The 25470-nt window shown below is 55.9% G+C and carries 21 protein-coding genes; 2 read left to right on the plus strand and 19 right to left on the minus strand.

Annotated features, from left to right (window positions below; all coding sequences use genetic code 11):
* Window positions 1-16 precede the first annotated feature (16 nt).
* From E9954_RS15345 to hisD, 12 genes are all read right to left on the minus strand, one after another.
* On the minus strand, window positions 17-2536 hold the full coding sequence (locus tag E9954_RS15345) for an AsmA-like C-terminal region-containing protein (RefSeq protein ID WP_136080019.1): 2520 nt from the start codon (window positions 2534-2536) through the stop codon (window positions 17-19).
* Window positions 2537-4321, minus strand: a complete 1785-nt coding sequence (locus tag E9954_RS15350; protein WP_136080020.1) for a DUF4340 domain-containing protein — start codon at window positions 4319-4321, stop codon at window positions 2537-2539. It abuts the gene before it with no gap.
* 8 nt (window positions 4322-4329) lie between these two features.
* The gene (locus E9954_RS15355; RefSeq protein WP_136080021.1) at window positions 4330-5775 is read right to left on the minus strand and encodes a GldG family protein; all 1446 of its coding nucleotides are present in this window, start codon (window positions 5773-5775) and stop codon (window positions 4330-4332) included.
* A gap of 17 nt (window positions 5776-5792) precedes the next feature.
* Entirely contained in the window at window positions 5793-6545 is a 753-nt protein-coding gene (locus E9954_RS15360; RefSeq protein ID WP_136080022.1) for an ABC transporter permease, read from the minus strand.
* Window positions 6542-7483 (minus strand): ABC transporter ATP-binding protein, encoded by a 942-nt coding sequence (locus E9954_RS15365; RefSeq protein ID WP_136080023.1) that lies wholly within the window; start codon window positions 7481-7483, stop codon window positions 6542-6544. The genes E9954_RS15360 and E9954_RS15365 overlap by 4 nt, the downstream gene beginning before the upstream one ends.
* A gap of 74 nt (window positions 7484-7557) precedes the next feature.
* Window positions 7558-7761, minus strand: coding sequence for a DUF6485 family protein (locus E9954_RS15370; RefSeq protein ID WP_136080024.1), 204 nt, complete (start codon window positions 7759-7761; stop codon window positions 7558-7560).
* Complete coding sequence (gene hisC, locus E9954_RS15375) at window positions 7761-8816, minus strand: histidinol-phosphate transaminase (RefSeq protein WP_136080025.1); 1056 nt, start codon at window positions 8814-8816, stop codon at window positions 7761-7763. The genes E9954_RS15370 and hisC overlap by 1 nt, the downstream gene beginning before the upstream one ends.
* Entirely contained in the window at window positions 8813-9232 is a 420-nt protein-coding gene (locus tag E9954_RS15380; protein ID WP_168442296.1) for a PIN domain-containing protein, read from the minus strand. The genes hisC and E9954_RS15380 overlap by 4 nt, the downstream gene beginning before the upstream one ends.
* Complete coding sequence (locus E9954_RS15385) at window positions 9222-9452, minus strand: DUF6364 family protein (protein ID WP_136080027.1); 231 nt, start codon at window positions 9450-9452, stop codon at window positions 9222-9224. The genes E9954_RS15380 and E9954_RS15385 overlap by 11 nt, the downstream gene beginning before the upstream one ends.
* A gap of 118 nt (window positions 9453-9570) precedes the next feature.
* Window positions 9571-11295 carry a DUF7017 domain-containing protein gene (locus tag E9954_RS15390; protein ID WP_136080028.1) on the minus strand — a complete coding sequence of 575 codons (1725 nt, stop codon included), beginning with the start codon at window positions 11293-11295 and terminating at the stop codon, window positions 9571-9573.
* Between the two features lie 30 nt (window positions 11296-11325).
* Window positions 11326-13377 (minus strand): ATP-dependent DNA helicase, encoded by a 2052-nt coding sequence (locus E9954_RS15395; protein ID WP_136080029.1) that lies wholly within the window; start codon window positions 13375-13377, stop codon window positions 11326-11328.
* Window positions 13378-13480: 103 nt separating this feature from the next.
* Window positions 13481-14791, minus strand: coding sequence for a histidinol dehydrogenase (hisD, locus tag E9954_RS15400; RefSeq protein WP_136080030.1), 1311 nt, complete (start codon window positions 14789-14791; stop codon window positions 13481-13483).
* Window positions 14792-15304: 513 nt separating this feature from the next.
* On the opposite strand from hisD, the gene E9954_RS15405 reads away from it, so the two are divergent.
* Window positions 15305-16714: a B12-binding domain-containing radical SAM protein gene (locus E9954_RS15405; protein ID WP_168442297.1), complete on the plus strand. Its 1410-nt coding sequence runs from the start codon at window positions 15305-15307 to the stop codon at window positions 16712-16714.
* 380 nt (window positions 16715-17094) lie between these two features.
* On the plus strand, window positions 17095-17673 hold the full coding sequence (locus E9954_RS15410; protein ID WP_136080032.1) for a hypothetical protein: 579 nt from the start codon (window positions 17095-17097) through the stop codon (window positions 17671-17673).
* Window positions 17674-18066: 393 nt separating this feature from the next.
* Here the strand turns inward: E9954_RS15410 and E9954_RS15415 are convergent, their stop codons facing one another.
* The 7 genes from E9954_RS15415 to E9954_RS15445 form a co-directional block, all read right to left on the minus strand.
* The gene (locus E9954_RS15415) at window positions 18067-18315 is read right to left on the minus strand and encodes an FmdB family zinc ribbon protein (protein WP_136080033.1); all 249 of its coding nucleotides are present in this window, start codon (window positions 18313-18315) and stop codon (window positions 18067-18069) included.
* A gap of 23 nt (window positions 18316-18338) precedes the next feature.
* Window positions 18339-19559, minus strand: coding sequence for a beta-ketoacyl-[acyl-carrier-protein] synthase family protein (locus E9954_RS15420; protein WP_136080034.1), 1221 nt, complete (start codon window positions 19557-19559; stop codon window positions 18339-18341).
* The gene (locus tag E9954_RS15425; RefSeq protein ID WP_136080035.1) at window positions 19556-21043 is read right to left on the minus strand and encodes a phytoene desaturase family protein; all 1488 of its coding nucleotides are present in this window, start codon (window positions 21041-21043) and stop codon (window positions 19556-19558) included. The genes E9954_RS15420 and E9954_RS15425 overlap by 4 nt, the downstream gene beginning before the upstream one ends.
* 92 nt (window positions 21044-21135) lie before the next feature.
* Entirely contained in the window at window positions 21136-21855 is a 720-nt protein-coding gene (gene fabG, locus E9954_RS15430; protein WP_136080036.1) for a 3-oxoacyl-ACP reductase FabG, read from the minus strand.
* A gap of 126 nt (window positions 21856-21981) precedes the next feature.
* The gene (locus E9954_RS15435; protein WP_136080037.1) at window positions 21982-22611 is read right to left on the minus strand and encodes an outer membrane beta-barrel protein; all 630 of its coding nucleotides are present in this window, start codon (window positions 22609-22611) and stop codon (window positions 21982-21984) included.
* 239 nt (window positions 22612-22850) lie between these two features.
* Complete coding sequence (locus E9954_RS15440; protein WP_136080038.1) at window positions 22851-23297, minus strand: hypothetical protein; 447 nt, start codon at window positions 23295-23297, stop codon at window positions 22851-22853.
* Window positions 23298-23438: 141 nt separating this feature from the next.
* Window positions 23439-25388, minus strand: a complete 1950-nt coding sequence (locus E9954_RS15445; protein ID WP_136080039.1) for an FAD-binding protein — start codon at window positions 25386-25388, stop codon at window positions 23439-23441.
* Between the last annotated feature and the right edge of the window lie 82 nt (window positions 25389-25470).

Here is a 25470-nt window from a genome sequence, read left to right on the forward strand (position 1 = left end):
TCCGCCCGGGTGTGATTCAATTCGTTTCGGTGTTTTCCTCGGTCTGTCCGGAATCCTTTTTGGCGGTGCTCAGGTTGTTCAACCGCCACGCCGGTTCCGCGAGGGTGCCCTCGAGCTTGAGCTCGAAAAACTTGAAGATCGGATTGGTGATGACCCGCGCCAGCTTTGCCAGCCCCTTGTCGCTGAACACCTGCGTTTGGATGAGCGCATCGAACCCTTGCTGTTTCGTGTAGTTGCCCTTCATGCTCGCGTTCACGAGATCGCCCTTGAAATAGGCATCATCCGAAAAGATGGCTCCATCCACCAGGGCAAACGTGCCGGAAAGGCTGGTGATGGAAAAAACGCTGAAGGAAGGAATCAGCATACGCATCGCCTTGGAAAAACCGCTGAAGAACGGAAGGTCGGCCAGCTGCCCGTCCTTGACGTCCACCGAACCGGTGCCGTTCGCCGATTCGAAGAAGTCGAGCGCCATGTCGGCTTCGAAGTCGGCACGGCCCTTCATCTTTCCGGTCACCTTGTATTCGGTTCCGGGGCGGAGGAAGGAGAGGAACTGCCGGAAGTCCACGTCTTCCACGTCAACCATCATCCCGTAGGGCATGGCATTGGTTTCCGGGTCCAACTGGATGGAAAACCACCCCTCGCCCTTGCCGCCGTAGAGGCCGAAATCCGCATCTGCAACCGAGATGCGCTTGCCCTCCCCTTTCACCGTGGCCGCAAAGCCATCCAGCCGCGCAACCGGGATTTGCAGGCTATCGGCTTCGACCTCCGCGCTGAATTCGGTTTCGCGCATGGTTGCCCAGTCGAGCTGCCCCCGCGCCCGGATCTGCGTATCGCCTTCGGTCAGGATCTTGTTCCCGAACAGGTTGAAACCGGCATAGACGACATCTTCGAGCACCGCAGGCTGCAGACTGCCGAAGGCATCGAACTCGGCGAGTTTCCGCTTGAAGTCGATCGAGGTCGATCCCTTGATGAAATCCACCCCCTGCATCGCGGCCAGGGGATCGAGCCGGAGGATCCCATGCTTGTAACGGGCCGAGGTGTTCACCGATGAAAGCTCCACGCCATGGATGAGCATGTTGTTGGCCATGCCCTGGACGTTGATGTAGAAGGTCGACCAATCGACCAGGCTGGAACCCAGCTCCAGCGAGATTTGCGGGGGACGATCCTTGAACTTGAACCGGTCCAGCACGTTGGTCGCAATCTTGACCATTTCCAGCGGCCGGATCACCAGGTTGGGATCGAAGGAACCCGATGCACTCACGCCGAACTCCTGTGCGGCGGAATCCCAGAAGACCGCGCCCGTTGCCGAACCGCCGACCATGCAACTGCCATACTGCTGCGCATTATCCTCCTGCCCCAGCACGGTGCCGGACAAACCGCCCAGATCCAAACGGTCGTTCCTCCGGTCCACCTTGCCTTCGAGGTGATCGATCTCGAGGTCGCGGTAGGTCACGGAATCGATTGAAAAAGAACCGGAAACCGCATTCAGCAGCTCCTTCGGTTTTGCAGCGCCGAAATGGATCGAGAACTGGGGGAGATATTCGAAATGCACCTGGGCCACGTCCAGCAGATCCAGAACCGGTTGAGGCAGGAGCAACAGCAATTCCTTCGATTCAATCGTGTTGTTCGCCGCTCCCTCCACCATGCCGGACGCGAGGTCGTACTTCCCGTTCACTTCGAAGGCGAGGTTGTCCTTGGCCAGGGCCAACCGTTCAATCTCGACCGTGGGGTAGCGGTATTGCCCGTTGAGTTCGGCACCGGAAAACCCGACCTTGCGGGCAACGATGTCGGTGGCCTTCACCCCGAACGAAACCTGGCTGGCGGCATAGTTTCCCGCATCCACCAGGAAATCCACCTCAACCTCGGTTCCGCCAAGCACCTGGATGACCTTCATTCGCTCTTCGAAAGCCTGGAATTGCGCTGCATTGAACAACTCGGGGGCCTTCCCGGACTCCTTGCGGGGCTTGGCGGATTTGGGGCCGCCCGTGGACGCCGGTTTTTTCAGGATGGTTCCATTCACCGCGAACACCGCATCGACCCACCGCATGCTCCCCTCCGAAAGCTCGATGTGGTCGGGGAAAAACCCCAATGAAAGATGAAGGTCCTCCACCTCCCGGTACCGGCTCCCGCCCGGAAGACCAATCCCCCATTCCACGGAAGGGGCTATGGCGATCCCCTTGGATGCCACGTCGACATGCCATGCATCGGAAACCTCCTCGCCGGATCCGGACATGTGGGCCAGCAGCACCTGCTCCGCATGGAACATCGGCTCCAGGTCGTCGGGATGCGTGCTGTAGTAGCGGACGTTCTCCGCTCGCCAACCGCGCAAGGTGAGCCGGATGCGGTCGACATCGACCGGGATGCCGGCGGCATTCACCCGCCGCACGGCCTCGCGCAGCAACGGCCCGGGCACCCCGTGGATGCGCAGGAACACGAAGGCGAAGACCAGCAGGATAACGAAGCCGGCAACGAAGCGCACAAAACACCGGCAAACCTTGAAGGCCCGCAGGGAAAAACACTGGCGCGGCCCCGGCATCTATTCACCGGCGACGGGGGTTGGCAATTGCGGCTCAACCACAAGGTTGGCCGAAAGAATGTCTACAACCGGCTTATCAAGGTAGAAGACCACATCGCGCCCCTTCACCATCGAGTAGAACCCTGCGGCGGTTTCGCGCCCCACCAGCAAGACGCGTCCAAGTTCGTTGGAGACGGACAGCCCCACATGGAGTTCAAGCGCGGGTTCCGCTAGACCGTAGACCGCGAGGTCGCGGGGATTGTAGGCAATGTAGCCCGAGGCCTTGACCTCGGCCAGCTGCCCCAGCAATTTACTTAAAGCCGAAGCATTCACCTTGAGATTGCTGTTTGTTTCGACCAACGCGAAGGAACGATCCTCCTGACGCTCCACCACCTGGGGCGGGAGATTGGCCTTGAGCACCGAAACCTTGTTGATGCCGTCTTTTTCCAGTTGCCAAACCTTGCTGTCCTTGTAGGTGAGCGGATCGATGAACTGCCGCGGGATTTCCGGGAGGTTGATCTGGTAGATGGCGGGGTCGTCGTCCTTTTGGACCAGCAAGCCGTCCTTTTTGCCCTGGGAGGGGAAAACCTTTATGAGGTTGGTTGTTCCGAGCACCGTCGAGCCGAATTCAAACTCCCAGTCTGGATCGACGGCATTCGTTGCAACATCGAACTCGGTCACAACGGCATCGGCCCACAGCCGCCCCAGGAAATTCACGGCAACGGGATTGGCGTTCCATGCGGGCGAGACCACCTGCCAGCCGGCGGCGGGGTCTAGCCCAAGGGCGAGCCGGTCCGACCCATGACGGATGGAAAAGGAGGTAATGTCGCCGAGCTTGAGTTCGAGCACCCGGGCATCGCGGATGCGCTGGGCCGGCGTGTTGAGCAGTTGCAGGACATCGGCGCTGAGCGAGAACACGGAGGTATCGTCCGCCCGGCGAACATAGACAAAGCCGGGGCGTCCGGGCACATCGTCGCCCACCACCAGCATACGCGATGTTCCGTCGCCGCCCCCCAGGGAAATCTGGCGGGTTTCGCCCTGCAAGCCATAGACGGAAAAGTCGGAAACATTGTCGGCCACAAAATCCTCGATGCGCAGCCGGTAGAGTTTTTCAATGAATCCTTGCACCTCTTTCGGGTCGGCCGCGGCCGCCACGGGCTGCTGCAAATGCCAACCGGTCTGCGGATCCTTCACCAACTGCACAAAACCGGCCGACCCCCGGATCTCGATGCGGCGGACACTGGCGGCCTCGCTGGGAAAGAGCAGGCGGTCGCGCAGCGCATCGGGAGAAGTCGGGACCATCGCGAGCAGCTTGCCGGATACGGTGAAGATGTCGTCCTCGCCGTCCAGCTTGGCATAGACCATGTCGCCCAGCGGGGTACGGCGCCCCACCAACCATCGATGCGTCCCCGAGTTGTCGCTCGCAGTGATGACGACCGTCGGTTTGTCGAATCCATATTCGGCCGAATCGAGTCCGCGTATTTCGAGATGTTTCTGGGTAATCGTTGTCCCCTTGCCCATGGAATTGAGGCCCGACACCATGCGCTGGATCAAGGCGACATCGGCGCGTCCCATTCCGGTTTCCGGCGCCCCCGCCATCCAGACGCCGTTTTCCTTGGCAAAGCGGACCACACTGTTGGTGAGCTTGAACTCGACGGATTCCAGCGAAGAGGCATCCAAATTAAACAAGCGGACGCTGCGGCTCTCCTTGGAGGGATTCCGGGCACGCCAGGATTCTTGTATCCATATAAAAGCCCCCAGCACAACAATGCTGGCGAGCAGAACCAATGTGGAACGTCCCTTCATCTCAAACCCTATTTCCTTCTCCGCATCCAAACCAGCAGGCCCAGAACAACGGCAATCGCCGGAATCCCGGTGACATTGAGCCAGAACATGCTGCGGAGTTGTTTTTTCGAAAGGCTCAACTTCACCTCTTCAATCGGTTTGGGAGCAATGGCCATCAACTCCTCGCGATCCAGCAGCCAGTTCAGGGCGCTCATGAAAAGGTCGACATTGCCGCCGACCATGCTCCCGTTCGACACAAAATCCGAATCGCCGAAGACGACCATGCGCGACGGCTTGATTTGCACATCCAGCATCTTCTGGGTGGCGCCGCGCTCCACCGCCACGCCGAGCGATATCGGCCGGCGCGGATCGTTCCCGCGCAGATCGCCCGTGCCCTCGTCGAACTTGGCGCTTGAATCCTCCACCTGGGTCTCCGACCAGCTTTTATCGGAGGTATAGAAGAGCGGCACCACCGCGGGGCGGTCTTCGGCGGAGGTGTCTTCCTCCTCCAGCAGCGGCATGATCGAGCGAGGCAGGAAGAACTGGACAATCGAATCCATCTTCATGCTGATCGGATGGGCGTTGAACCGCCGGATGTGGACGTCGTTGCCCCGCAGCGTGTTTTCGGGATCCACCACGATATCCTGGCGCAGGCCGACCCCCCAGCGCCGCAGCATGGGTTCGAGGCCGGTTTCGTTGAGGGCATCGAGCATGACCAGCATACGGCCACCGCGGGTGAGATAGTTCTCGATCATTTCCACTTCCACCGTGCTCATGGTTTTCGTGGGCCCGGAAATGATCAGCGCCCCGGTATCCTCCGGCACCTGCTTCTCACCACTGAGCATCAGTTCGTCGATTTCCAGGTTGTCGCCCAGCACCACGGTGCCGATCTTCGAATAGCCGGAAATCTGGTCGAAATCGCTCACCCGGTGTTCACCGTGCCCCACGAGAAAATAGACCTTGGGTTTTTCGCCCTGCATCAAGCCGTAGATCGCGCTGGAGAACGCCTGCTCGCCCTTGAAGGTCGTATAGGTTGCGTCCTTCTGCCCGGCCAGGACGGCACTATCGGCAAGATCGGACTGCTTGACCACCTTGCGGTTGTCGCCGATGTCGAAGACGACCACCTGGGCCTCGGTCAGCCCATACTTTCCCGCCAGTTGTTCCGTCCGGGCCATGTCGCGCAGCGGATCGACCCACTCCACCTTGATGTTGCGGGAATGGTATTGGTATTCCTCGAGCAGGTTTTCAATATCGTAGAAAAGCTTGTGCTCCTCCTGGAAGAACACCGTAACGGTGATCTGCTGCTCCAGTTCATCGAGCAGGTTGAGGGTTTTTTCCGAAAGGTCGTAGTAGGTGCGCCCGCTCCAGTTCGCGCGAACCGGATTCCGCAAGGCGATGAAGCTGACCATCTGCACCACCACCAAGGCGAGCAGGACGGCAACAATCGAGTTTAGGCTGGTTAGGAGTCGTTTCATTCAAAACATCCGGATTATCAGGCGCGGCGGCTTTCGACCACCTTGGTTGCGGCGAACAGGAACCAGACCGCGTAGCTCAAATACATGATGACGATCCGGCTGTCCACGATGCCGCGGGCGAAGTCCATCATGTGCACATACGAGGAAAAATACTGGCCAATGATCCGCAACGCGGGATTCTGGGCGGAATAGGCCAGGATCGCCAGGCTGAACGAAGAGCCGAACAGGATGGCGATCCCCCCGATCGCCGCCACGATCTGGTTCGAGGTCAGGCTCGACATGAACAGGCCGACGGCAATGTAGAGCGAACCCACCAGCAGCACCCCCACCGCCCCGGCACGCAGGGCGCCGGCATCGGGGAACCCGACCACATCGACCGAGCACAGGTGGCTCTGGATGAAGGCATAGGCGAACACCGGCAGCCACAGCACCACATAGAAAACCAGCGCACCGAAAAACTTGGCCAGCACCAGCTCCGGCACCCGGACCGAAGTCGTCAGCAAGGCCTCCAGGGTGCCCAGCTTCTTTTCCTCGGCGAACAGCCGCATCGTGATCAGGGGAATGACGAAGGGCAGCGAAATCGAAAGGAAAGGCCCGCTGAACATCAGCTGCGTCGCCACCGTCAGCGACTCGCCGGAGGCCAGCTGCCCGAGCAACCAGATGAAGTTGCCGCCCGTCAGCACCCAGAAAAAGAACATCACCACATAGGCGATCGGCGAATAGAAACAGGTGCGAAGCTCCTTCTTCAACAAGCTAAAGAACACGCTCACGAGTCACCTCCCTTGTTGCGGGTGATCTGCACAAACGTCTCCTCGAGCGAATGCTGCTGCTCGCTGAGCTCGCGCAGCGCCCACCCCTCGGCCACCGCCAGGTTGAACAGCTCCACCCGCATCGAGGCCGAATCGGCCTCGATTTCCAGCCACAGCCAGCCATCGGCCAGCTCGGAGGCATTGCGCACATCCATCCCGCCAAGCCTTCCAACCTGTTCCACGGCGGCCGCCTTTTCGGCCAGGATTTCCATTTCGATGATCGAGCAGGCGTGCAGCTTGCGGTGGAGGTTTTCCTCGGTGTCCGAGGCAACGATCTTCCCCTCGTTGATGATCAGGATGCGCTCGCAGATGGCCTCCACCTCCTGGAGGATATGGGTGGAGAGCAGGATGGTGTGGCGTTCGGCCAGCTGCGTAATCAATTCGCGCACCTGGCGGATCTGGAAGGGGTCCAGCCCCACGGTCGGCTCGTCGAGCACCAGCAGGTCGGGATCGTGCACCAGGCTGTCGGCCAGGCCGACCCGCTGTCGGTAGCCCTTCGAAAGCTGGCCGATGATGCGCTTGCCGACCTCGGTCAGTCCGCACTGCTCCTTGACCTCGTTGATCTTGGCCTTGCGCGCGGAGGCCTTCACGCCCTTGAGTTCGGCGCGGAAGCGCAAATATTCATCCACGCGCATCTCGGGATAGAGCGGGCAGCTCTCCGGCAGGTAGCCAATCCGGTGGCGTACCTCCTGCGGTTGCCGGGCCACATCGAACCCGGCCACCTCGATCGACCCCGAATTCATCGGCAGGTAGCCGGTCAGCATGCGCATCGTGGTGGTCTTCCCCGCCCCGTTAGGGCCAAGAAACCCGACGATTTCACCTCGATTGACCTCGAACGAAATATCGTCCACCGCCAGACGCGCCGGATATTTTTTCGTTACCCCAGAAACCTTGATCATAAATACAGTCCGTCTTGTTTAGAGCGCGGCATTATGCCTGAACCCCCAAACGAGTCAAGCAACCCGGTAGGAAGTCAGCGGGTGCCGCAATCCCGGCAAAAGTTCGCGGCGGAGCGATCCCAGGTGGCTTCGCCCGCCGTCGTGAAGAAACAGCCGGGGATGGCGCCCTTGGCGCGGTGGTAGGCGACGCACTCGCAGCACAGGCCGCGCTTGTCGCAGTTGTAGGAACAGGTGCAGTGCTTGAGATTCTCTTCTTTGTTGGGGCAAGACCCGGCCATCAGTCAACTCCGTTGAGGATTGCTTCGGTTGCATCGAGGAACTTGAGCATTTCGGGGGCGGTTCCAACCGTGATGCGGAGGTAATCCTTCGTGCGCTCGTCGTTGCCGAAATAGCGGACAATGATGTTTTTCTTGCGCAACGCCTCGAACAGGGACTTCGCCCCAATGCCCAATGGTTTGACCCACAGGAAGTTCGTCTGCGAATTCCCGACCTGGAACCCGAGTTCGGCCAGCTTTTCGGCAACCATCTTGCGGGTTGCAACGATCGCCGAAACATTGGCCTTCATCGTATCCTGGTCGAGGATGGCCACGCGGGCAATCTCCTGCGTGAGATAGTTGACGTTGTAGGAATCCTTGATCTTATGCATCGCCCCGATCAATTCGGCGTTGCCGACGCAGTATCCCAAGCGGATGCCGGCCAGCGAATAGGCTTTCGACAACGTGCGGGCAACCAGCACATTTTCGTTTTCGAGCGCCAGATCCATGCAGTTTTCATCGGCAAAGTCCGCATAGGCTTCGTCGATCAGCACCACCCCGCCGAACGACTTCACGAAGGACTCCACATGGGCCCGGCCAAACCCGAAGCTGGTCGGCGCGTTTGGGTTGGTCAGGAAAAAGAGTGCGGCCGAATAGTCGTCCGGCATCTGCCATCCGAACCGGGCATCGAGCGGAACCGGCTTCTTTTCCACATCCTCGATGTCGGCCAGCACGGGATAGAGCGAATACGACGGATCGAAATACCCCACCGAACCATCGCGCTCCACGAACGCGCGGATGCACAACGCCAGAACCTCGTCCGACCCATTGCCCACAAACACGTTTTCGATTTCGCAACCGTGCAGCTCGGCAATCGCCTTGCGCAGCTCGATGCAGACCGGATCGGGATAGCGCGACAACACCGCAACATCGACCATCGACAAAATATCCTGCACATCCGGCGAAGGCAGATACGGGTTCTCATTGGTATTCAGCTTAACGATACCGGCAATCTTAGGCTGTTCGCCCGGAACATATCCCGACATCGCCCGCACCGATTTTCTAATTAAATTTTTCATTTTCCCTCAAATGGATTAACGGCAACCACACCGCCATAATCCTGTCCCGTATTAAAATCCTCAGACCACAATTCCTTCGCCCCTACTACCTGCGCAGCGGCAATGATGTTCGCATCGTAGAACGATGTTCCGAATTCCTGATGAATATCCAACGCCCTACGCAAAAGCCCCTTGGAATTCTCTACAATTTCCCGACACATATAATGCTCAACCACCTCACGAAAAAAGGCGCGTTCCCCGCCTTTGCGAAGCATCGTAACATAAAATTCCTGCAAAACCTGAATGCTCAACGCCACAGCAACGTTTTGCACCCAAAGCTCGTCCAGACGCCGTTGAGCAATGGCATGCTTTACCGGATCAGTACTGTCAAAGGAATAGACCAGCACATTGGTATCAACGAACACCTCAACGCTCATGCATTTCATCCCGAGTCGGCATTTTACCACCGTAGGCCGGAGCCTCTTCCATAGCCTTCATGACAAAAGCTTTGGCCTCCTCGTATCGAAAATCCCGTTTAGTCGCCTTTTCAACCACCTGCGTAATCCACGCCGAAACCGACATATCATGCTCAACGGCAATGTGCTTTACGTCTTTAAGCAATTGCTCATCCATCCGCAATGTAATGTTTTTGGTCATACCAACCTCCTTGCACGCATTCTGTATTGCACACTTTGCGTGCAGATGCAAGGGCGTTTCTGGTTGTTGCAACGCTCCAAATTAGCTGGAAGTATCAATCTGGTGAAGTCCAACAGTTTTAATCTTGTTCTGACAACAAAGCAGTAACAGCATCCCACCAGGGTCTGGTGTTGCGAGTATCCAATTTCTTGATAGCGACACCTCGAACCTTCGACCCTTTATTAAAACCCGCAGAGAGGTTAGCATGTACAAAAATGCAATCAACATGCCCTCCTCCTTTTTCACGCGGACGAAAGACTCCGCAATAGTCTTTCCACTGCGAGCTGCTGATGATCCCATTATATGGTTCAATGAACCGTACTTTTGTACGTTTTTGGTCTGGAACAATACCACAATGCACAACAGTCCCTGGCAACAACGAATGGGCTGGTGGCAGATCGTTATAGAAACAAAAACACTCGACACCAGTTTCGGTCAGGAGCGTTGTTACCCCTTTGTCATTATTGACACGCACAATAAGAGCAATCGTTTTGGGAATAATATCCCAAGTTTCACCACTTCTCAGTCGCAAACCCACTACCACCGGCTTGCTGGATGAATCATCAAACTGAACTTCGAGCGCAGTCCCGGTTTCGCTATTCAGAAGGTCAGAAAATGACTTCATTTTAACGAAAATGCTCGTAACCACATCCGGCTCCTGCCGAACATCGAGAATTGCAAACATATCCTTCCGTTTTCCAACGGGAACATTCTTCACGCCGAGATTGGCTGGGTGCCACGGCAGACCATCCGTCAACACCTCTGTCGCATTTAAGGCCAACTTTTTAAAAAGAACGCCCCCATCTTTTGCGACGGCACCTAAAAACCATGCAGAACGCGTTATATCTAACAGCTCACCTCTAATTGGCCAATTGTTGGAATTCCGCACCTGCACCACCGTCTCAATTTCATGCTTAGCCACTTCGTTATAGCCGGCAACATGCAACTCCTTGGCCAAATCCATTCGTACAGACAAGAGAAACTGTGGCTGGGGAGCTCGGCACAACACTGCCTTACATAAACAAGCGAGTTTTATGGGGTCACCTGCCGAATAGCATTCAGAAAGATGGTGCCAAGCCCACGATTCTGTTTGTTTTTTACGAACGATTTGAATCAGGAGAACTCTTGCTTCATCAGGTTTCCCTGATCGAATTAGCGCGATCGCCAAATAGTATGGAAACCAATTCTGTTCTGGATACTTCTCATAATGCTTCCGTATGAATTCTGCAGAAAAGCGCACTCGTTCCAAATTAGCTTCGCCTTTAAGAACCTTCCCCAAACCTTGGATTACGCGCTCGACAACACTTGGATACGTACCGCCATCGTTACTGGTATTTGGATTAAAATCATCATCTCTCAGATTCGATACATCCCACCAATGCAAGAAGCCACAGAAGGAAGGGAACGAATCGTCATGCGCAGCACGTGCGGTGACTTCCAAGATGCGAGAATGAATATCAGACGGCTTATCAACGTTTAATCTACCGTATTCCCTCAACAAATTCCTTATGAGCTGGCGATCCGGGTCGTCTTGCCTCAGAGAGGCAACAATCAAATACCAGATCTCCCAAGCAATGGCTTTATCCACATCTGTGTCTTGAGGATGCTGATGCTGAAGCACTCTAAATTCTTCCAAAACATCATCACGATAGCCGCGTTTAGCATGTGCGGAAAGCGCTCCTAATAAAGCACGCAGATTCCATGCGTTATCTTGTTCTTCGGCGTATAGCGTGCGCGCCAGAGCGAGAGCCTCATCGACCTGCCCGTTCTTGAGCATATTGAATACGTCTTTAGCTGTCAGCATGCTGCCGTTCCCCCACTACTCTTAACCCATTCAGGTATCCCGCATCATTTCGTCAAACAACCTCTGGCCTCCACTTTCGAGCCGGCAGTTTCCGATCTTTCCATCCTTATCGTAGTACACAACGATAGTCGCGACACAAGCACCTTTGGATACATGGTACTTTTCCTGGTAGTCGTTGTGATCTACCCGCAGGATTTTTGCGCCAATTGCCTGAGCGCGTGGCATCATGCATTCATCATAGAAGGCTCTAAGAAATGGCTTTCCGCTAGGGAACTCAATAGCTTCTTCATGCGGCATAACCGGCAAATGGTGGAGTTGAAGACAAAGGAGAGCTTCCTTTCCAAGAACCTCATCCATACCTGCTCGTGGGAGTATTGCAGGCTTTAGTTCTCCATTATTTTTAAACCAGACATTGAGAGTTGATCTTGCAGAATCGCGACAGGCAACATATCGCCAGTAGTAGTTGTTGGCGCGAACCTCCACACTTTCGATAGTAATCCCCGCGCCGTCAAGCGCGGCCACCATGCGACGGTGCTGTGCAAGTAAGAAAGGGGGTTCCTCTGGAAACAGCCCATCCCACTTTGTCGCCGCAATATCTTCCGCAACAGGTGTTACGTCGCAGGACACATTGCCATCATTGACCACTGCGTTCGCCCATGGCTGGCGATCCGGCAGGTTGACTCCGAACAACCGACTCTTGGCACGAGTCAGCGCCGTATATGCCCAACGCAAGCTTAATGCGTCAGTGCGAGCATGTTCAAAGTAAACAAACACGTCGTCCCACTCGCCTCCCTGGGCCTTATGACATGTGACCGCATAACCAAACTTCACTTGGAGGGCGTTAAAGTATGGATCGGCTTGAAGCGCTTGGGCGAACTCCTTGGTATTGGAGCGAAGCTTCGGATACCTCATTTTGAAATGCACGTAGAGTGCCTTTTGCTCGACCGGCGACAGATCCCTTTTTTCACTGAATAGAAGATTTTCCACGATTTTCGTCCCGATTTGAATATCGCTACCATCCTCAGATTCAGCAAGAATACGAATATTCCGAAACCGAATACTCACCAATTCGGTGCCAACTCGAACCGGAACCTCTTCTGGTTCTTCGTCAGCCCAAAGAACGCTCACAAGATCCCCATTGAGGAGTCCCGTGGAAGGGCTATTACGAATCACCATCAAAACATCAGATGAGGCGGCCGCTTGCATTCCATCGCCCCCAAACAGGTTTGACCGAACTGCAACGTTAAGATTCAGGCATGTCGCATTTGTATATGCAATGCATATCGCTCGTGGTAAACGAGCCCCAGAGTTCGCCTCGATGTACCGGCTTGGCAGATCAGGCTGCTGGATTGATTCAATACAAGGAGGAGCCGGCTTAATGCATAAGCAGTTGTGAAACTCTGAAGCCAAGGTATTTCTGATCGCCGTAGCCTCTCGAAGGATTGGGCTTTCGGATTTTTGCCGAACAACTTCTTTTAATTCATACTCCCTGGCAGAAATACCATGCTCACGAAACAAATAGTTAGCATCCAACGCCGGAGATGTTGCCGAATTTACCGGCGGAAGTTGCGCCGGATCGCCTACCAAAACCAACTTGGTTTTCTGCGTCGGCTCTTTCAGCCTTAGGATGTGGATCAAATCAGAAAGTAGGCGACCACTGCCAAAGCGAATAAACTCTCCCTCAGAATGCTTATCCGAAACCATTGATGCTTCATCAACGAACACGACCACGTCAAGGTTATCAGTCGTCACATCCTTGGTTCGGAAATAGAATTTAAAGGAAGCAGTCTCATCATCATGCTCAACTAACTCTTTTAGGTCATAGGTTGCTCGATGAATGGTGGAGGCTGAGTATCCCGTTTTTCTAGACAACACACGAGCCGCCCTGCCAGTGGGTGCCAGTAGCCAGACCTCCTTGCTCCTGCTTGCCAGAGATTCCGCAAGATGACCAAGCAGGAAGGTCTTTCCTGTTCCGGCATATCCTTTGAGAATAAAGCACCGTTCACTACTCTTAAAGAATTCGCTTAGCTTTGAAATCGCTTGTTCTTGTTGTGGCGTCAACGTCATGATCTCAATGCCCACTCCCCAATTCAGCGCAAACTTTGATTACACCGCACGAAAGTTACACACTTAACCCATGCGATCAATTAATTTCCTGATGATCAATTAGCAACACTTGTTCTCGTTACTCAAACCGAATGGAGGCGGAGCGGGCGTGGCCATCGAGGGTTTCGATGCGCCCGAAGGCCTCCACCACCGGCAGGGTGTCTTCGAGGTCTTCCTTCGTGAAATGGATCAGGCTGACGCGGCGGCGAAAATCCTCGACCGTCAGGCCGGAAAAATAGGCCGCCGTCCCGCCCGTCGGCAAAACATGGCTGGGGCCGGCGGCAAAATCGCCCACCGCCTCGGGCGTCCACTCGCCAATGAACAGCGCACCGGCATTCTCCACCTTGTCGACCCAGTTGTCGGGATTCTTGACAATCAGCTCCATGTGCTCGGGGGCGAACAGGTTGGCCAGCTTCATGCCATCGGCCATGTCTTTCACGACCACCAGCAACATCCCTTTTTTCAGCACCTCGTTGATCGGCTCGGAGCGCGACAGCAGCTCGGCCTGCTTGAATACTTCGGCGCGAACCGCTTCGGCCTGTTTCTGGGTGGTGGTGATCAGCATGGCCTTTTCGGAACCGGTTCCATGCTCGGCCTGGGAAAGCAGGTCGGCCGCAACGTACGCCGGATTGGCCGAGGCATCGCACAGCACCGCAATCTCGCTGGGGCCGGCCACCATGTCGAGCGCAACATCGCCATACACCTGGCGCTTGGCGGCGGTGACGTAGGGGCCGCCGGGGCCGACAATCTTGCGCACTTTCTTGATCGACTTGGTGCCATAGGCCATGGCGCCGATCGCGTGCACGCCGCCGATCTTGTAGATTTCGGTGGCGCCGGCCAGATCCAGCGCATAGATGATGTAGGGGTTGAGCTTGCCGTCGGCATTCGCCGGCGAACACGCCACCAGCTCCTTCACGCCGGCCACCTTGGCGAGCGTGAGCGTCATGAGCGCGGTCGAGGCCAGTGGCGCCGCGCCTCCGGGGATGTAGGCGCCGACCCGGTCGTAGGCCACGAATTTTTCGCCCAGCATGCCGCCCTTGGGGGTTTTCATCTTCCAATCGTCCCGCAGGCCATTCTTGGAAAATGCCACGATCCGACCATGGGCCTCCGCCGCCGCCTTCTTGAAATCGGCATCCACGGCCTTTTTGGCGGCCGCGATCTCCTCCGGCTTCACCCGGATGCGACGGGTCGACATGTTGGAACCATCGTACAGGCGGGCGCAATCGATCACCGCCTTATCGCCGCTCTCCTTCACCAGCGCCAGGATGCGCGCGGCGGCCTCCATCGCCTTTTCCTCGACGGACGGACGCAGAAGGAAATCATCGACCTTCTTGTATTTCTTGTCAGTCCCCCACTTTACAATCGGCGCATAGCTTCTCACATTGCTCATCTTGAAAATCCTTGTTTCATCCAAAGGGAGGGGAATCTACCCGTAAACCAGCCTAATTCAATCCTTATTTACCGCATCCCCGCCCGGGATCGGCCGATCATTTCCAGAATCCGGTTGCTGGGTCTTGGATAAACCGCCCCTTCCCACCCCAGGATAGACCAAGCACCTCCCCCACCCCCGGGGCCGAACATGCCATCTTGGTGCAACATGGGTGACATCCATTTGCACGATCGTCAATTTGGATGTCACCCTTGTGGTTGCGGAACCGCGGCCACCCGAACTGCCGCAGCAGGTTAAAAGGCGGGAGGATGGGATTCTTTTGGACAGGGGACCGACCCAGGGTTGCGTGTCAATTCGGGAGCCGTCGCCAGGGTTGAATAGCCATGCCGACCGAACCAGAGCTGCCGAATAGGGAATTTGGTTTTTGCGTACGTTGACTTTTCATCGTTTCGCGTGCGAGCATCCTTGGAACTATCTTTTGTTGCAATGTTGCTCAAGAAAGGGATATGGCCCATGAAAATCCTGCTTGTTAAACCCAAGGCCCGCTTGCAGACCATTCGAAAACTGGGAAACCTCATATTCCTGGAACCGCTTGAACTGGGCTATGTTGCCGCCGCCGTACCGGAGGGCCACTCCGTTGAAATCCTCGACCTGCGTCTGGCACGCAACCCCGAGCGGGTTTTACGGGCCAAGCTCAAGGAAACTCAACCGGATATCATCGGCATCAGTGGCTACACCCACGAAGTGACCAAGGTGATCGAGCTCGCCGGGCTTATCCGGAAATGCAACCCGGCCAGTAAGATTGTGGTTGGCGGCCACCATGCCACGGTATTGCCCGGCGATTTCAACCTACCGGCAATCGATGCCATCGTGCGCGGTGAAGGTTGCGCTCCCTTCCGTAGAATCGTGCAAAACCTGGAAAAGGGCGAAAACCTGGACGGAATCGAAAACGTGATGGTGCCGGGCGAAGACTGGAGCACCGAAACCGCAGAGGATCTCCCGCTCTACCCTGCCCCCGACACGTTGCCCGAACCCCGGCGCGACCTATGGAAGCCGGAAGCCTACCGTTGCTTCTGGCCAACCATGAAACATCCGCAATGGCAGACCATCTTCCCGCAAACCGCCCTGCTGCGTACTTCGTTCGGCTGTTTCATGAACTGCAACTTTTGCGTCATTCCCCTGCTGAGCCGCCGCACCCATATGCCGCGCGATCCAGAAAAAGTGGTCGATGAGCTGGAGAAGATTCCCCAGGATCACGTGTATTTCTGCGACGATGAAACATTTATCGACCCCGTACATGTAAAAGCCATTGCGGAAACCATCCAGCGGCGCGGCATCCAGAAACGCTATTTTGCCTGGGCGCGCTCCACCACCGTCAACCGCCACCCCGAACTCTTCAAGCTTTGGCGGGAGATTGGGCTCGACTGCGTGTTCCTGGGCATGGAGGCCGCAACCAACGAACAGCTCGACCGTATGGACAAGCACTCGACCATCGAGGAAAACCAAAAAGCCCACCAGGCGCTGATCGATATGGAAATTGCGGTGCAGGCCGCCTTCATGGTCAACGCAAACTATACCGAGCAGGATTTTGATACGCTGTGCAGCTACATCGAAAAAATCCCGCCCGCACAGGTGACCAGCACCGTTTTCACCCCGTCGCCGGGCAGCACCGCGTGGCACGAGGAAAAAGACAACTATGTCTGCCACCCCTACGACCTGCACGACTGCATGCACCCGCTGACCAAGACGACAATTCCCCTGCGCAAATTCTACCGGAATTTTTCGCGCGTCGCGGAGATCGGCGGCAAGCGCAACCCCCTGCGCAATCCGCAGACCCGCATGCTGCCGCCCGACATTTTCCGCATCATCCGCGCCGTCTCCGGCTATTCCAACGCCCTCAAGAACGCGTGGAAAGATTTTTAGGATCTGAATTCAGCAATGAAAAAAGCCCTGGAACAGTGCCCAGAGCTTAATCGAAACCATTCATTCAAAAGACTAGCAGTGTGTCGGACTTAGAAAAACAACTCGCTCAGAATATGAAAATCATAATTGGCTCATGAACGGATCAACGGTTTTTCTTTGGTACCCCCAGTTGTTTTACTGTTTTGGGGCACTTTCTTCAGTCACGGCCCTAAGTCCAACAGACTGCCAGCCGCTTCTTAGAACGGGGCAGAGCTTATAGAATGCCCTAATATAATTGCATGAATTATTGTAATTTATTTATTTGTTCTGTATGCATTGCTATGTCTAATCAATACAATCTATGTAGCACCATACTTTCGCTATTCCATGGGGGAATTCGAATGAAAGAATATCTGGAGCGACACTCCAGCATAAAGGTCAAAGGAGAAAATATGACTAAGCAAAAATCAATAATCATCGCCCTAGCCTTGGCATCCTCATTTCTATCGGGTTGCACCCATCAGTATAAATGGAAGGAATACCCAATCAGCGACCGGATTCCCAACAACTCCGTACTTCAAGTAAGAACCCCGGTTGCGGTAATCAATGGACAAACCGACAACAAGGTTAAGGAAATCGGTCGCATTGGGGCCCACAAGTACCAGGGTTCGGAACAACAGCTATCGCAGGCGATTGTAGATCACCTCAAGAAAGAACTCGCAAAGAACAGCATTCAAGTGGACGATGGTTCCTCCAAGAAACTCTACATCAAGGTTGAACACGCCAACCTTGTGCAGGGGGTTTGGCAGGTCCGCGCCGACATGGAAGTGATTGTCACGACGGGGGACAGAATTGCCTATAAGTTTGAAATACAAAACTCTACCCCCACCACGGTTCCTCGAGCTTACAATGGTGCAGTTGCCACCGCTGTGGTTGATATCCTCAACAATCCAAAGATCCAAGCCTATCTGCGCAAGTAGCAAACGCGAGACAACGCACCGAAATACGAAAGCCACCTTTCCGTATGAGGTGGCTTTTTATTTCCGATAGCTGGCACCGGACAGGTTGCCCAGGAAAACTCCATGATGAAATTCCACTCTGGCACGCCATTGTGATGGCAGGGTAGGCAGTTCCAGCCATCCGCTGAGGGATCATAGTTCACGGGTCGATTTGCTTCGCCATTTCCTCTTCTGATATCTTTTTGAACTTCTTGGAATAGCAACGCGGACAACGCTCCTTTCACAGGGTGTAGGACGCGCCCGCGGAACGAAGGCTGTGTTGCTCCGTAGCGAAACACGGCCTTCGCTACGCAAAGAGCCGCGTCCTACACCATCCCCGTCAAAGCTCCTGCATCCATAACAGTCGAAAGCCTCTTAATCCGCATGAAGGGCGGTGGCCATTTCCTCTTCGGAAATTCGTTTCATCGCCTTGGCATAGCAGCGCGGACATCGTTTTTCGGTCATATCTTCCGTCGAACGGATAAGATGCCCGCACTTCCCGCACTGGTAGGGATCGCCCATCGCAGCGTCCGATGCACTCGCCGCAATCCGCGACTTGCATCCGGACAGAACCGCCAATCCCGCGGTTCCCAGCAGAACATTCCTGAATTCTCGTCTTGTCATCTCCATGCTCCTTTTCATTGGGGTTAGATCTTCCGGCAAACCAGGGCGGCGTTGATGCCGCCGAAGGCGAAGCTGTTCTTGATGATGGTGTTGACCTGTTTTTCCAGCGGCTTGAAAACATGCTGGATGCCTTCGCAACCGGGATCGACGTTTTCGAGGTTAAGTGTCGGCGCAATGGTGTTGCGCTCCATCATGGCGAGCGATGCAATCAGCTCGATGGCGCCGGAGGCTCCGAGCGTGTGCCCCATGTGGCCTTTTAAACTACTGACCGGAACGGCGTCGCCGAAGATTTCCTGCAGCGCCTTGGCCTCCTCGACGTCGCCGTGCACCGTGGCGGTGGCATGGGCGCTGATGTAGTCGATTTCCGAGGGTTGAACCTGGCTTTCGCGCAACGCCTGCTTCAGGCAGCGCACCATGGCATCGGCATTCGACTGGCTGATGTGCGCACCGCTGCCGCAGGTGCTGAAGCCGAGCACCTCGGCATAGATTTTCGCGCCACGGGCGAGGGCCAGCTCCCTATCCTCCAGCACCAGGATGCCGGCGCCTTCGCCGCAGACGAGGCCATCGCGATCCTTGTCGAACGGGCGCGGCGTGGTTTCGGGCGAGTCGTTGTGGTGCGAGGAGGTGGCAAAGAGGACATCGAACGAACCGGTGACGGTGGGATGCAGTTCCTCCGCCCCGCCGCACAGCACGCGATCCTGCCGACCGCAACGGATCAGGTCGTAGCCCGCGCCCAGCGCCTGGAGACCGGAAGCGCAGGCGGCCGATGGAGCAAACACGGTTCCGCTGATGCCGAGATATTGCGAAATGTTCATGGCCGCCGTGTGGGAAACGCATTGGAAGAACTTGGTGGAGGGCAACTGCGAAATATCGCGTTCCGGCAACACCAGCTCGAAGGTTTCGGTAATACTGGCCGCACTGCCCATGGTGGAACCCACCGCGCAACCGGTTCGATCGGATGCCACCAGCTCTTCCGGCAGCCCGGCATCGTCGATGGCCCGCTTTGCAGCCTGCGCCGCAAACAACGAGAGGCGCCCCATGGAACGGCGATTCTGGCGCGGAATCTGTTTTTCGTTTTCCAGCACCGCGGGTGCTCCAACGAGCGAATGCAGCCCTTGGTACATCGACCATTCGTCCATGCGCCTGACCGCCGACTTCCCGGCGGCAAGCCCGTCCATCATGGTGTCCACATCGTTGCCCAACGGGGAAACCACCCCAACTCCTGTAATCACGACACGCTTCATGCATCCAGCCTTTCTTCAATATAGGAATCGAACGCTTCCGCGTCCTGCATCATCCGGCACACAATGAATGCCGAAACCATGGCCCCCATCACCCCTGGTAGCACGGAGCTTTGCCCCGCAGCAAACAGGTTTTTCATCGGGAGTTTGCCGAGCAGATTAAACTGCGCAACGAGCTGCTTAACGCCATAGGCCGAGCCGTCCGGCGAATGGAGATAGTCGCGGAAGGTCAGCGGCGTTGAACTGCCCAGCACCTTGAAACGGCCCTTGAGCTCGGGGAGTTGCGCATAGACACGCTCCATGATTCGCGCCGTCTTGCGGGCCTTGAAATCGGCATAGGATTGCGGGCGCCTCATCAAGGAACTCTCCTCCCATTCGGCCATATCCTCCGGACAGGCGGCCTCGAGGATGGTCAACGTTCGCCCCCCCTGTTCCTCGCCGGAAATACAGAAGGTCATCGAATCGGCATTGCGATTGCCCGATTCAAACATCGAGTTGAGGTCGGCACCCGGCAGGCCTAGCAAGATGAAATCGTCGAGCAAATCCGGTTCATCGCAAACGCCGAACACCGCAAAGAAGCCGAAGGAAGGCTTGAACCCTTCCACCCGGTTAACAAAGGCCTTGCGTAGCTTTTCTTCCGGAAGCAGATCGAGGATGGCCTTGGGATGGATCGTCAGAATGGCCGATTCAAAACGAACGAGATCGCCATTGTTAAGCCGGAAGGCGCCAACGTTCGCCCCTTCGATTTCCTCGCAGGAGACAATGTGGCTTTTGCAACGGACATCAACCCCGGCCTCTTCCAGCTTATCCTTCAGGGCGGAAACAAAGGCATCGCCGCCGTTTTCCACCCGCACAATACCATCGTGCATGCCCTGAACCATCCGTGCATGGTTGGCGAACGAGATTTCCGTCGGGGAAGCGCCGTAGCAAAGGCAATAGCCGGCCAGTATCGCTTTCAGCTCTTGGTTAACGAACAGTTCATCAAGCACGGAGGTGAGGCTGAGATAATCCTCGTCCAGCATATGCATTGAATCGCCGATGCTTCGCAGATTCATGCTGGTGGTTTTGGCGCACACCGCATCGAGCTTTTCAAAATAGGATTTGATGCCGTCCGCTTCGTCCGGAAACCGTTCCCGCAAGAAACCGATTGAGCCATTGCGGTCGCACGGGAATTCATAGGTATTGCCCGATGCCTCGAAAACAAAGCGGGTGCCATCGGTGGCGGCAAACGGAACCGGCTGGATCCGATCCTCGACCCCCAGCACCTTTAACATATCGAAAACCAATCCATCCGGAGCGAGGCCGCCGGTAAAGTGGAAGCCGGTATCGAATGGGATCCCCCTCAGCGTGAAACGCACCATCGAACCGCCGATGGCCGGTGCCTTTTCGATGATGAGTACCCGCTTGCCGCACCGGGCCAACAACAGGGCTGCGGTGAGTCCGCTGATTCCGGAACCCACCACCACATGATCATATTTTAATTCCACCGCTCATTCCCCTGACTTTTTTAACCACGGAGGTACAGAGCTCCCAAGGATCTTCCCCTCTCTGTCTCAGTGCCTCCGTGGTAAAAACATTGCTAGATCGCCAAACCGCCGTTCACGCCAATGACCTGGCCATGGATATAGGATTGGGCATCGCTGCACAGGAAATCGACCGTCGCCGCAACATCCTCCACCACCCCGAACTTGTTCAACGGAATCAGCGGCTTAATCTGTTTTTCCGGCAAATCGGCCGTCATATCGGTTTCGATGACGCCCGGCGCCACCACATTGACAAACACATTCTTTTTACCCACTTCGCGGGCAAGCGCCTTCACCGCGCCGATGAGGCCGGCCTTGGAGGCGGAATAGTTGACCTGCCCGGCCTGGCCAATCTGCCCGGCGGTGGAGGAAATGACCACGATGCGACCGCGCTTTTCGCGCAGCATTGGAAAGAGCACGGCCTTGGTCACGTTGTAGAAACCGCTGAGATTGGTATCGATCACGGCATCCCATTCGTCCTTGGTCATCCAGACCATCAGGTTGTCGCGGATGATGCCGGAATTAAACACCATGACCTCTGGCGGATCCTGGTCGCACTTGTCGGCCAAGGCGGCCTTGGTGGCCTCGAAGTCGGAAACATCGAAACCCATGATCTCGCAGGTGCGGCCCTGCGCTTCGATTTCCTTCTGCACCTCTTCCGCCGCCGCTGAATTGCTGTGGTAGGTCAGCCAAATATCAAATCCCGAATTCGCCAGTTTCAGTGCAATCCCGCGCCCGATTCCCCGGCTGCCGCCAATAACCAATGCCGTTCCCATATATAACCTGCTCCCTGAATTTCCGTGTTCCTAAAGATTATGGGAAAATATCATCACTCCCCCCACCCGAAAACAGAAAAGGGACTCGAATCACGAGTCCCTTCATCGAATCATGCGTTCAGCACGTTAGAATGCAGCGCGAATCGATACCAACAGGCCGCCTGGCTCGATTTCCTCCCAAGGATAATAAATACCAGAATCTTCTGGGGGACGATAGGTCACGGTTGAACCGTCATAGGCAACTTCCAACTGAAGCTGAACACCCTTGTTGGAGAAAAAGTTCACACCACCGGCAAGATAGATCCCCGGCTCGGAATCCTCGGTAAAATCGCCGCCAGTGAAATGATAACGGAAACCGCCGCGCACATATGGGGAAACCGGCTTAGCGGTAAAGAAGGCATATCCGACCGTCAAACCCACGGGCACATCGACATTCAAATAGACATCATCCGAACCATCATCGACCATAATCAGTGATACGGGGCCAAAGTCTCCAAGAATCTCCATTCCGAAACCAAACCGATATCCACCGACAAAGGTCAAGCCCACCGGAAGCACAAAGCTATCAATCTCATATCCATTGGCTTCGTACATATCGGTAATATAATCATTAACATCCAGCATGCCGCTGGCAAACGTTGCACCAATGGCAAACCTGGCCTCACTGCCCTTCTGCATCTGGGCATTTGCCGAGGTGCCCACAAAAGCAGAAACTAGAAGTGCCGCAAACAATATACAATATGCTTTCTTTCCCATTTAATCTCTCCTGGTTGGTTATAATCCAATCTGGAACAACCCCTGTCATTCCAGAGCGCTTTATGAGTAGGGCTACATGATCAAAAACCCCACTTATAAAACGCCTATAGTTTATGGATCATTAATCGTGATTTCAACCCCGCTCTAATTATTTTATCCAGACCATAAGAAGCACTTCAGAACATTATTTAAACACATTCTTAACATACCCCACGGAAACGGAAACAAGGCATAAGCACCTATTCAACAATGGAGAGATAGAAGATCAGGCTGAGGAGATAGCCGGTCAGGCCGACCAGCAGCAGAACCATGGCGACGCGGTAGTAGGTGGTTCGGTGGTTGCGTTGACGAAGATGCAGCAGCAGCGTGCCCTGGATGTCTTCCGCCTTCCAGGCGGTCATCCAGCGCAGGCGCAGCGGCCCCGCCACCAGCGCCATCACGGAAAAGAGCACAAAGGTCAGGCCAAAGCCGATGAAGAAACGGCTCCAGCCATTCGAAGCGGCCATGCGCGGCCCCGAGAAGCCGGTGATCGTCAAACAGATCGTGGCCAATCCGAGCAACATTTGCGCACGCGCCTGAAGCAGGGCAAACGATTCCTTGAGCACCCCGAACAAGTTCGCATATCCCTCACCGTGGATCTCCTTAAGGAACTCCAACTCTTCTTCCGGACTCAGCTTCTTCAACATGGTCGCTTTCGCTCCTTATTGCGTAATGCGTAATGCGTAATGCGTAATGCGTAATGCGTAATGCGTAATGCGTAATGCGTAAAAAGCGGTATCCAATCCAACGAACGAGTCAATTACGCATTACGAATTACTCGTTACGCATTACTTGTATATTGTTCCTGCACGGAAATCCGCCCAGGCGGTTTCAAACCACAGGTTGCTGTCCGGGATCGGGCGCACCTTGACCCAGCGGCTCTTTGCTTTGCCTTCCTTAAAGACGGTTTCCTGCACCTTGCCCTTAAAGGAGGCATCCTCTTCGGCAAAGCTCCACTGCGCCTTGTCGAGCTGCTGGTGGGCGCGCTTGCCGCCGGCCTGCCGCACCATGGCGGAACCGCGCGATCCAACGCCGCTTTTAACCGCGTAAAGGGTTGCCTCCAGATACATCCAATGGGCAAAGCAAAGCTGGCGGTTGCGCAGCGCCTGCACGGCTTGCGTGGCGTTTTCCACCTTGCACCCCTGCTCTTCCAGCAAGGCAACCTGCGCCTTCGCCTCCTTGGCGGCGTTCCTCAACCCATCCATCGACCGGATATGGGCACCGGCCTTGCTCATGCGCTCCTGCAGCTCGGCGCGAACCGCGCGCCATCCGGATTCCGATGTTCCGCAGCGATCCAGGAAACCGAGCACATCCTTGATCTCCGCTTTGGCCGCCTTGTTGAAGTCGGCCATTTTCAAATCCGTTCCGGCATAGGCGTTGGCAATGAATTCCGCCGCGCGGAACGAACCGACCTGTCCCGAGTTGAGCGCCGATCCACCGGGACGGGCAACGCCGTGCGAACCATTCACCTCACCCACCGGGAAGAGGTGCTTGATGTTGACCGACTCCCACCAATGGTTTCCGGCCAGCCCGCCGTTGTTGTGCTGGGCGCACACGGCCACTTCGAGCGGCTCCTTGGTGATGTCGATGTTGTGATCCTTATAGAGATCGATCGCGCCGGGATTCATATGTTTGAGACGCGCAATCGGCGTCTTCTGGAACGCACCCGAATTTTCAAGATACTCGAACGCCTCTTTTTCCAAGGCGTTGAAATCAAAGTCCGCCGGGTTTTCTCGATAGTCGAGGAACACGCGCCGCCCCTTCTCAACCGTTTCGATGTAGACGAGGATATCGACGATCGACGATCCGCCAACAATCTTCTTGGAATCGAACGGCCATTGGTAGCCCTTCAGGAACACCTTGGAATTCATTTTTCCGGGATTGGGAAAATAGTCGCGCAGAAATTCGCGCGGGTTGCTTTTGCCATCGGCATCGGTGGAGACAAACCGGGGGATCACCTGCATGTAGGTGCCCGACACGTTCCAACGGAACTTGGTGGAGGCCAGTCCATACTGCGCCTCCGGCAATCCCTGCGCCATGGCACCGGCCTTGAGCGCAATGCCGATCGCGCCGGTGTGCACGGCCGGATAGACACTGGTTTTGTAGAGCCCGCCGGGGCCGCCGACGGCAAAGACCACGTTTTCGGCGGCATAGGCCACCAGCTCGCCTTCGCCATTCAGCGCCAATGCCCCGCAGGCGCGATTTCCCGCCGTGAGCAAGCTGACCACGTTGATCTTTTCCTCCACCGGGATACCCCGCCGCTCCACCTCGGCAATGAGCGCGCGGCACATGTCGCGCGAGGTGTAGGGGCCAACCGACGTTCCACGCTGCGCGGGATCGTGGTCGGTCTTGTAGCCAATGAACTGCCCGAACGCATCCTGCGGAAACTTGACGCCGAGGTTGACGAGGTTCAGGAAGCCCCGCGCGGAAGCGGCGGCCTCCACCAGCGCCAGGTCGCCGTGCATGCTGCCGGGCGAAAAAAAGTTTTTCGCCATTGCCAGCGGGGCGTCGAGATCGTTGCCGCACATCGCGCTTTTATAATAGGTCTGCTTATCGGAACCCGTATTGATGGAGGTGCCCATCTTCAGGCCTTCGGTCACAATCAGCACATCCTCGATGCCCTGGTTGCGCAGCTGCACGGCGGCGTTCAGCCCCGCCGCACCCGATCCAATCACCAGCGTATGCACCTGCGTGACGGAAACGACAGTATCCTTAATTTTCAACGTTCTTTGCTTCAATTGCTCATTCTCCTGAAAACATGTTGGCAAAATGTCGGCATCAGCAATGCGTCATGCAAGTTCAGCATTTTGCATCAAATTA

The organism is Pontiella desulfatans (assembly GCF_900890425.1).
In the GTDB taxonomy this organism is placed as follows: Bacteria; Verrucomicrobiota; Kiritimatiellia; order Kiritimatiellales; family Pontiellaceae; genus Pontiella; species Pontiella desulfatans.

Coding starts and splice junctions, on each gene's coding strand:
- E9954_RS15365 (WP_136080023.1), bottom strand. CDS start 7,483: ATGATCAAGGTTTCTGGGGTAACGAAAAAATATCCGGCGCGTCTGGCG.
- fabG (WP_136080036.1), bottom strand. CDS start 21,855: ATGGGAACGGCATTGGTTATTGGCGGCAGCCGGGGAATCGGGCGCGGG.
- E9954_RS15385 (WP_136080027.1), bottom strand. CDS start 9,452: ATGACCAAAAACATTACATTGCGGATGGATGAGCAATTGCTTAAAGAC.
- hisC (WP_136080025.1), bottom strand. CDS start 8,816: ATGAAAAATTTAATTAGAAAATCGGTGCGGGCGATGTCGGGATATGTT.
- E9954_RS15440 (WP_136080038.1), bottom strand. CDS start 23,297: ATGTTGAAGAAGCTGAGTCCGGAAGAAGAGTTGGAGTTCCTTAAGGAG.
- E9954_RS15380 (WP_168442296.1), bottom strand. CDS start 9,232: ATGAGCGTTGAGGTGTTCGTTGATACCAATGTGCTGGTCTATTCCTTT.
- E9954_RS15410 (WP_136080032.1), top strand. CDS start 17,095: ATGAAAGAATATCTGGAGCGACACTCCAGCATAAAGGTCAAAGGAGAA.
- E9954_RS15350 (WP_136080020.1), bottom strand. CDS start 4,321: ATGAAGGGACGTTCCACATTGGTTCTGCTCGCCAGCATTGTTGTGCTG.
- E9954_RS15405 (WP_168442297.1), top strand. CDS start 15,305: ATGAAAATCCTGCTTGTTAAACCCAAGGCCCGCTTGCAGACCATTCGA.
- E9954_RS15390 (WP_136080028.1), bottom strand. CDS start 11,295: ATGCTGACAGCTAAAGACGTATTCAATATGCTCAAGAACGGGCAGGTC.
- E9954_RS15420 (WP_136080034.1), bottom strand. CDS start 19,559: ATGAAGCGTGTCGTGATTACAGGAGTTGGGGTGGTTTCCCCGTTGGGC.
- E9954_RS15355 (WP_136080021.1), bottom strand. CDS start 5,775: ATGAAACGACTCCTAACCAGCCTAAACTCGATTGTTGCCGTCCTGCTC.
- E9954_RS15435 (WP_136080037.1), bottom strand. CDS start 22,611: ATGGGAAAGAAAGCATATTGTATATTGTTTGCGGCACTTCTAGTTTCT.
- E9954_RS15370 (WP_136080024.1), bottom strand. CDS start 7,761: ATGGCCGGGTCTTGCCCCAACAAAGAAGAGAATCTCAAGCACTGCACC.
- hisD (WP_136080030.1), bottom strand. CDS start 14,791: ATGAGCAATGTGAGAAGCTATGCGCCGATTGTAAAGTGGGGGACTGAC.
- E9954_RS15345 (WP_136080019.1), bottom strand. CDS start 2,536: ATGCCGGGGCCGCGCCAGTGTTTTTCCCTGCGGGCCTTCAAGGTTTGC.
- E9954_RS15415 (WP_136080033.1), bottom strand. CDS start 18,315: ATGACAAGACGAGAATTCAGGAATGTTCTGCTGGGAACCGCGGGATTG.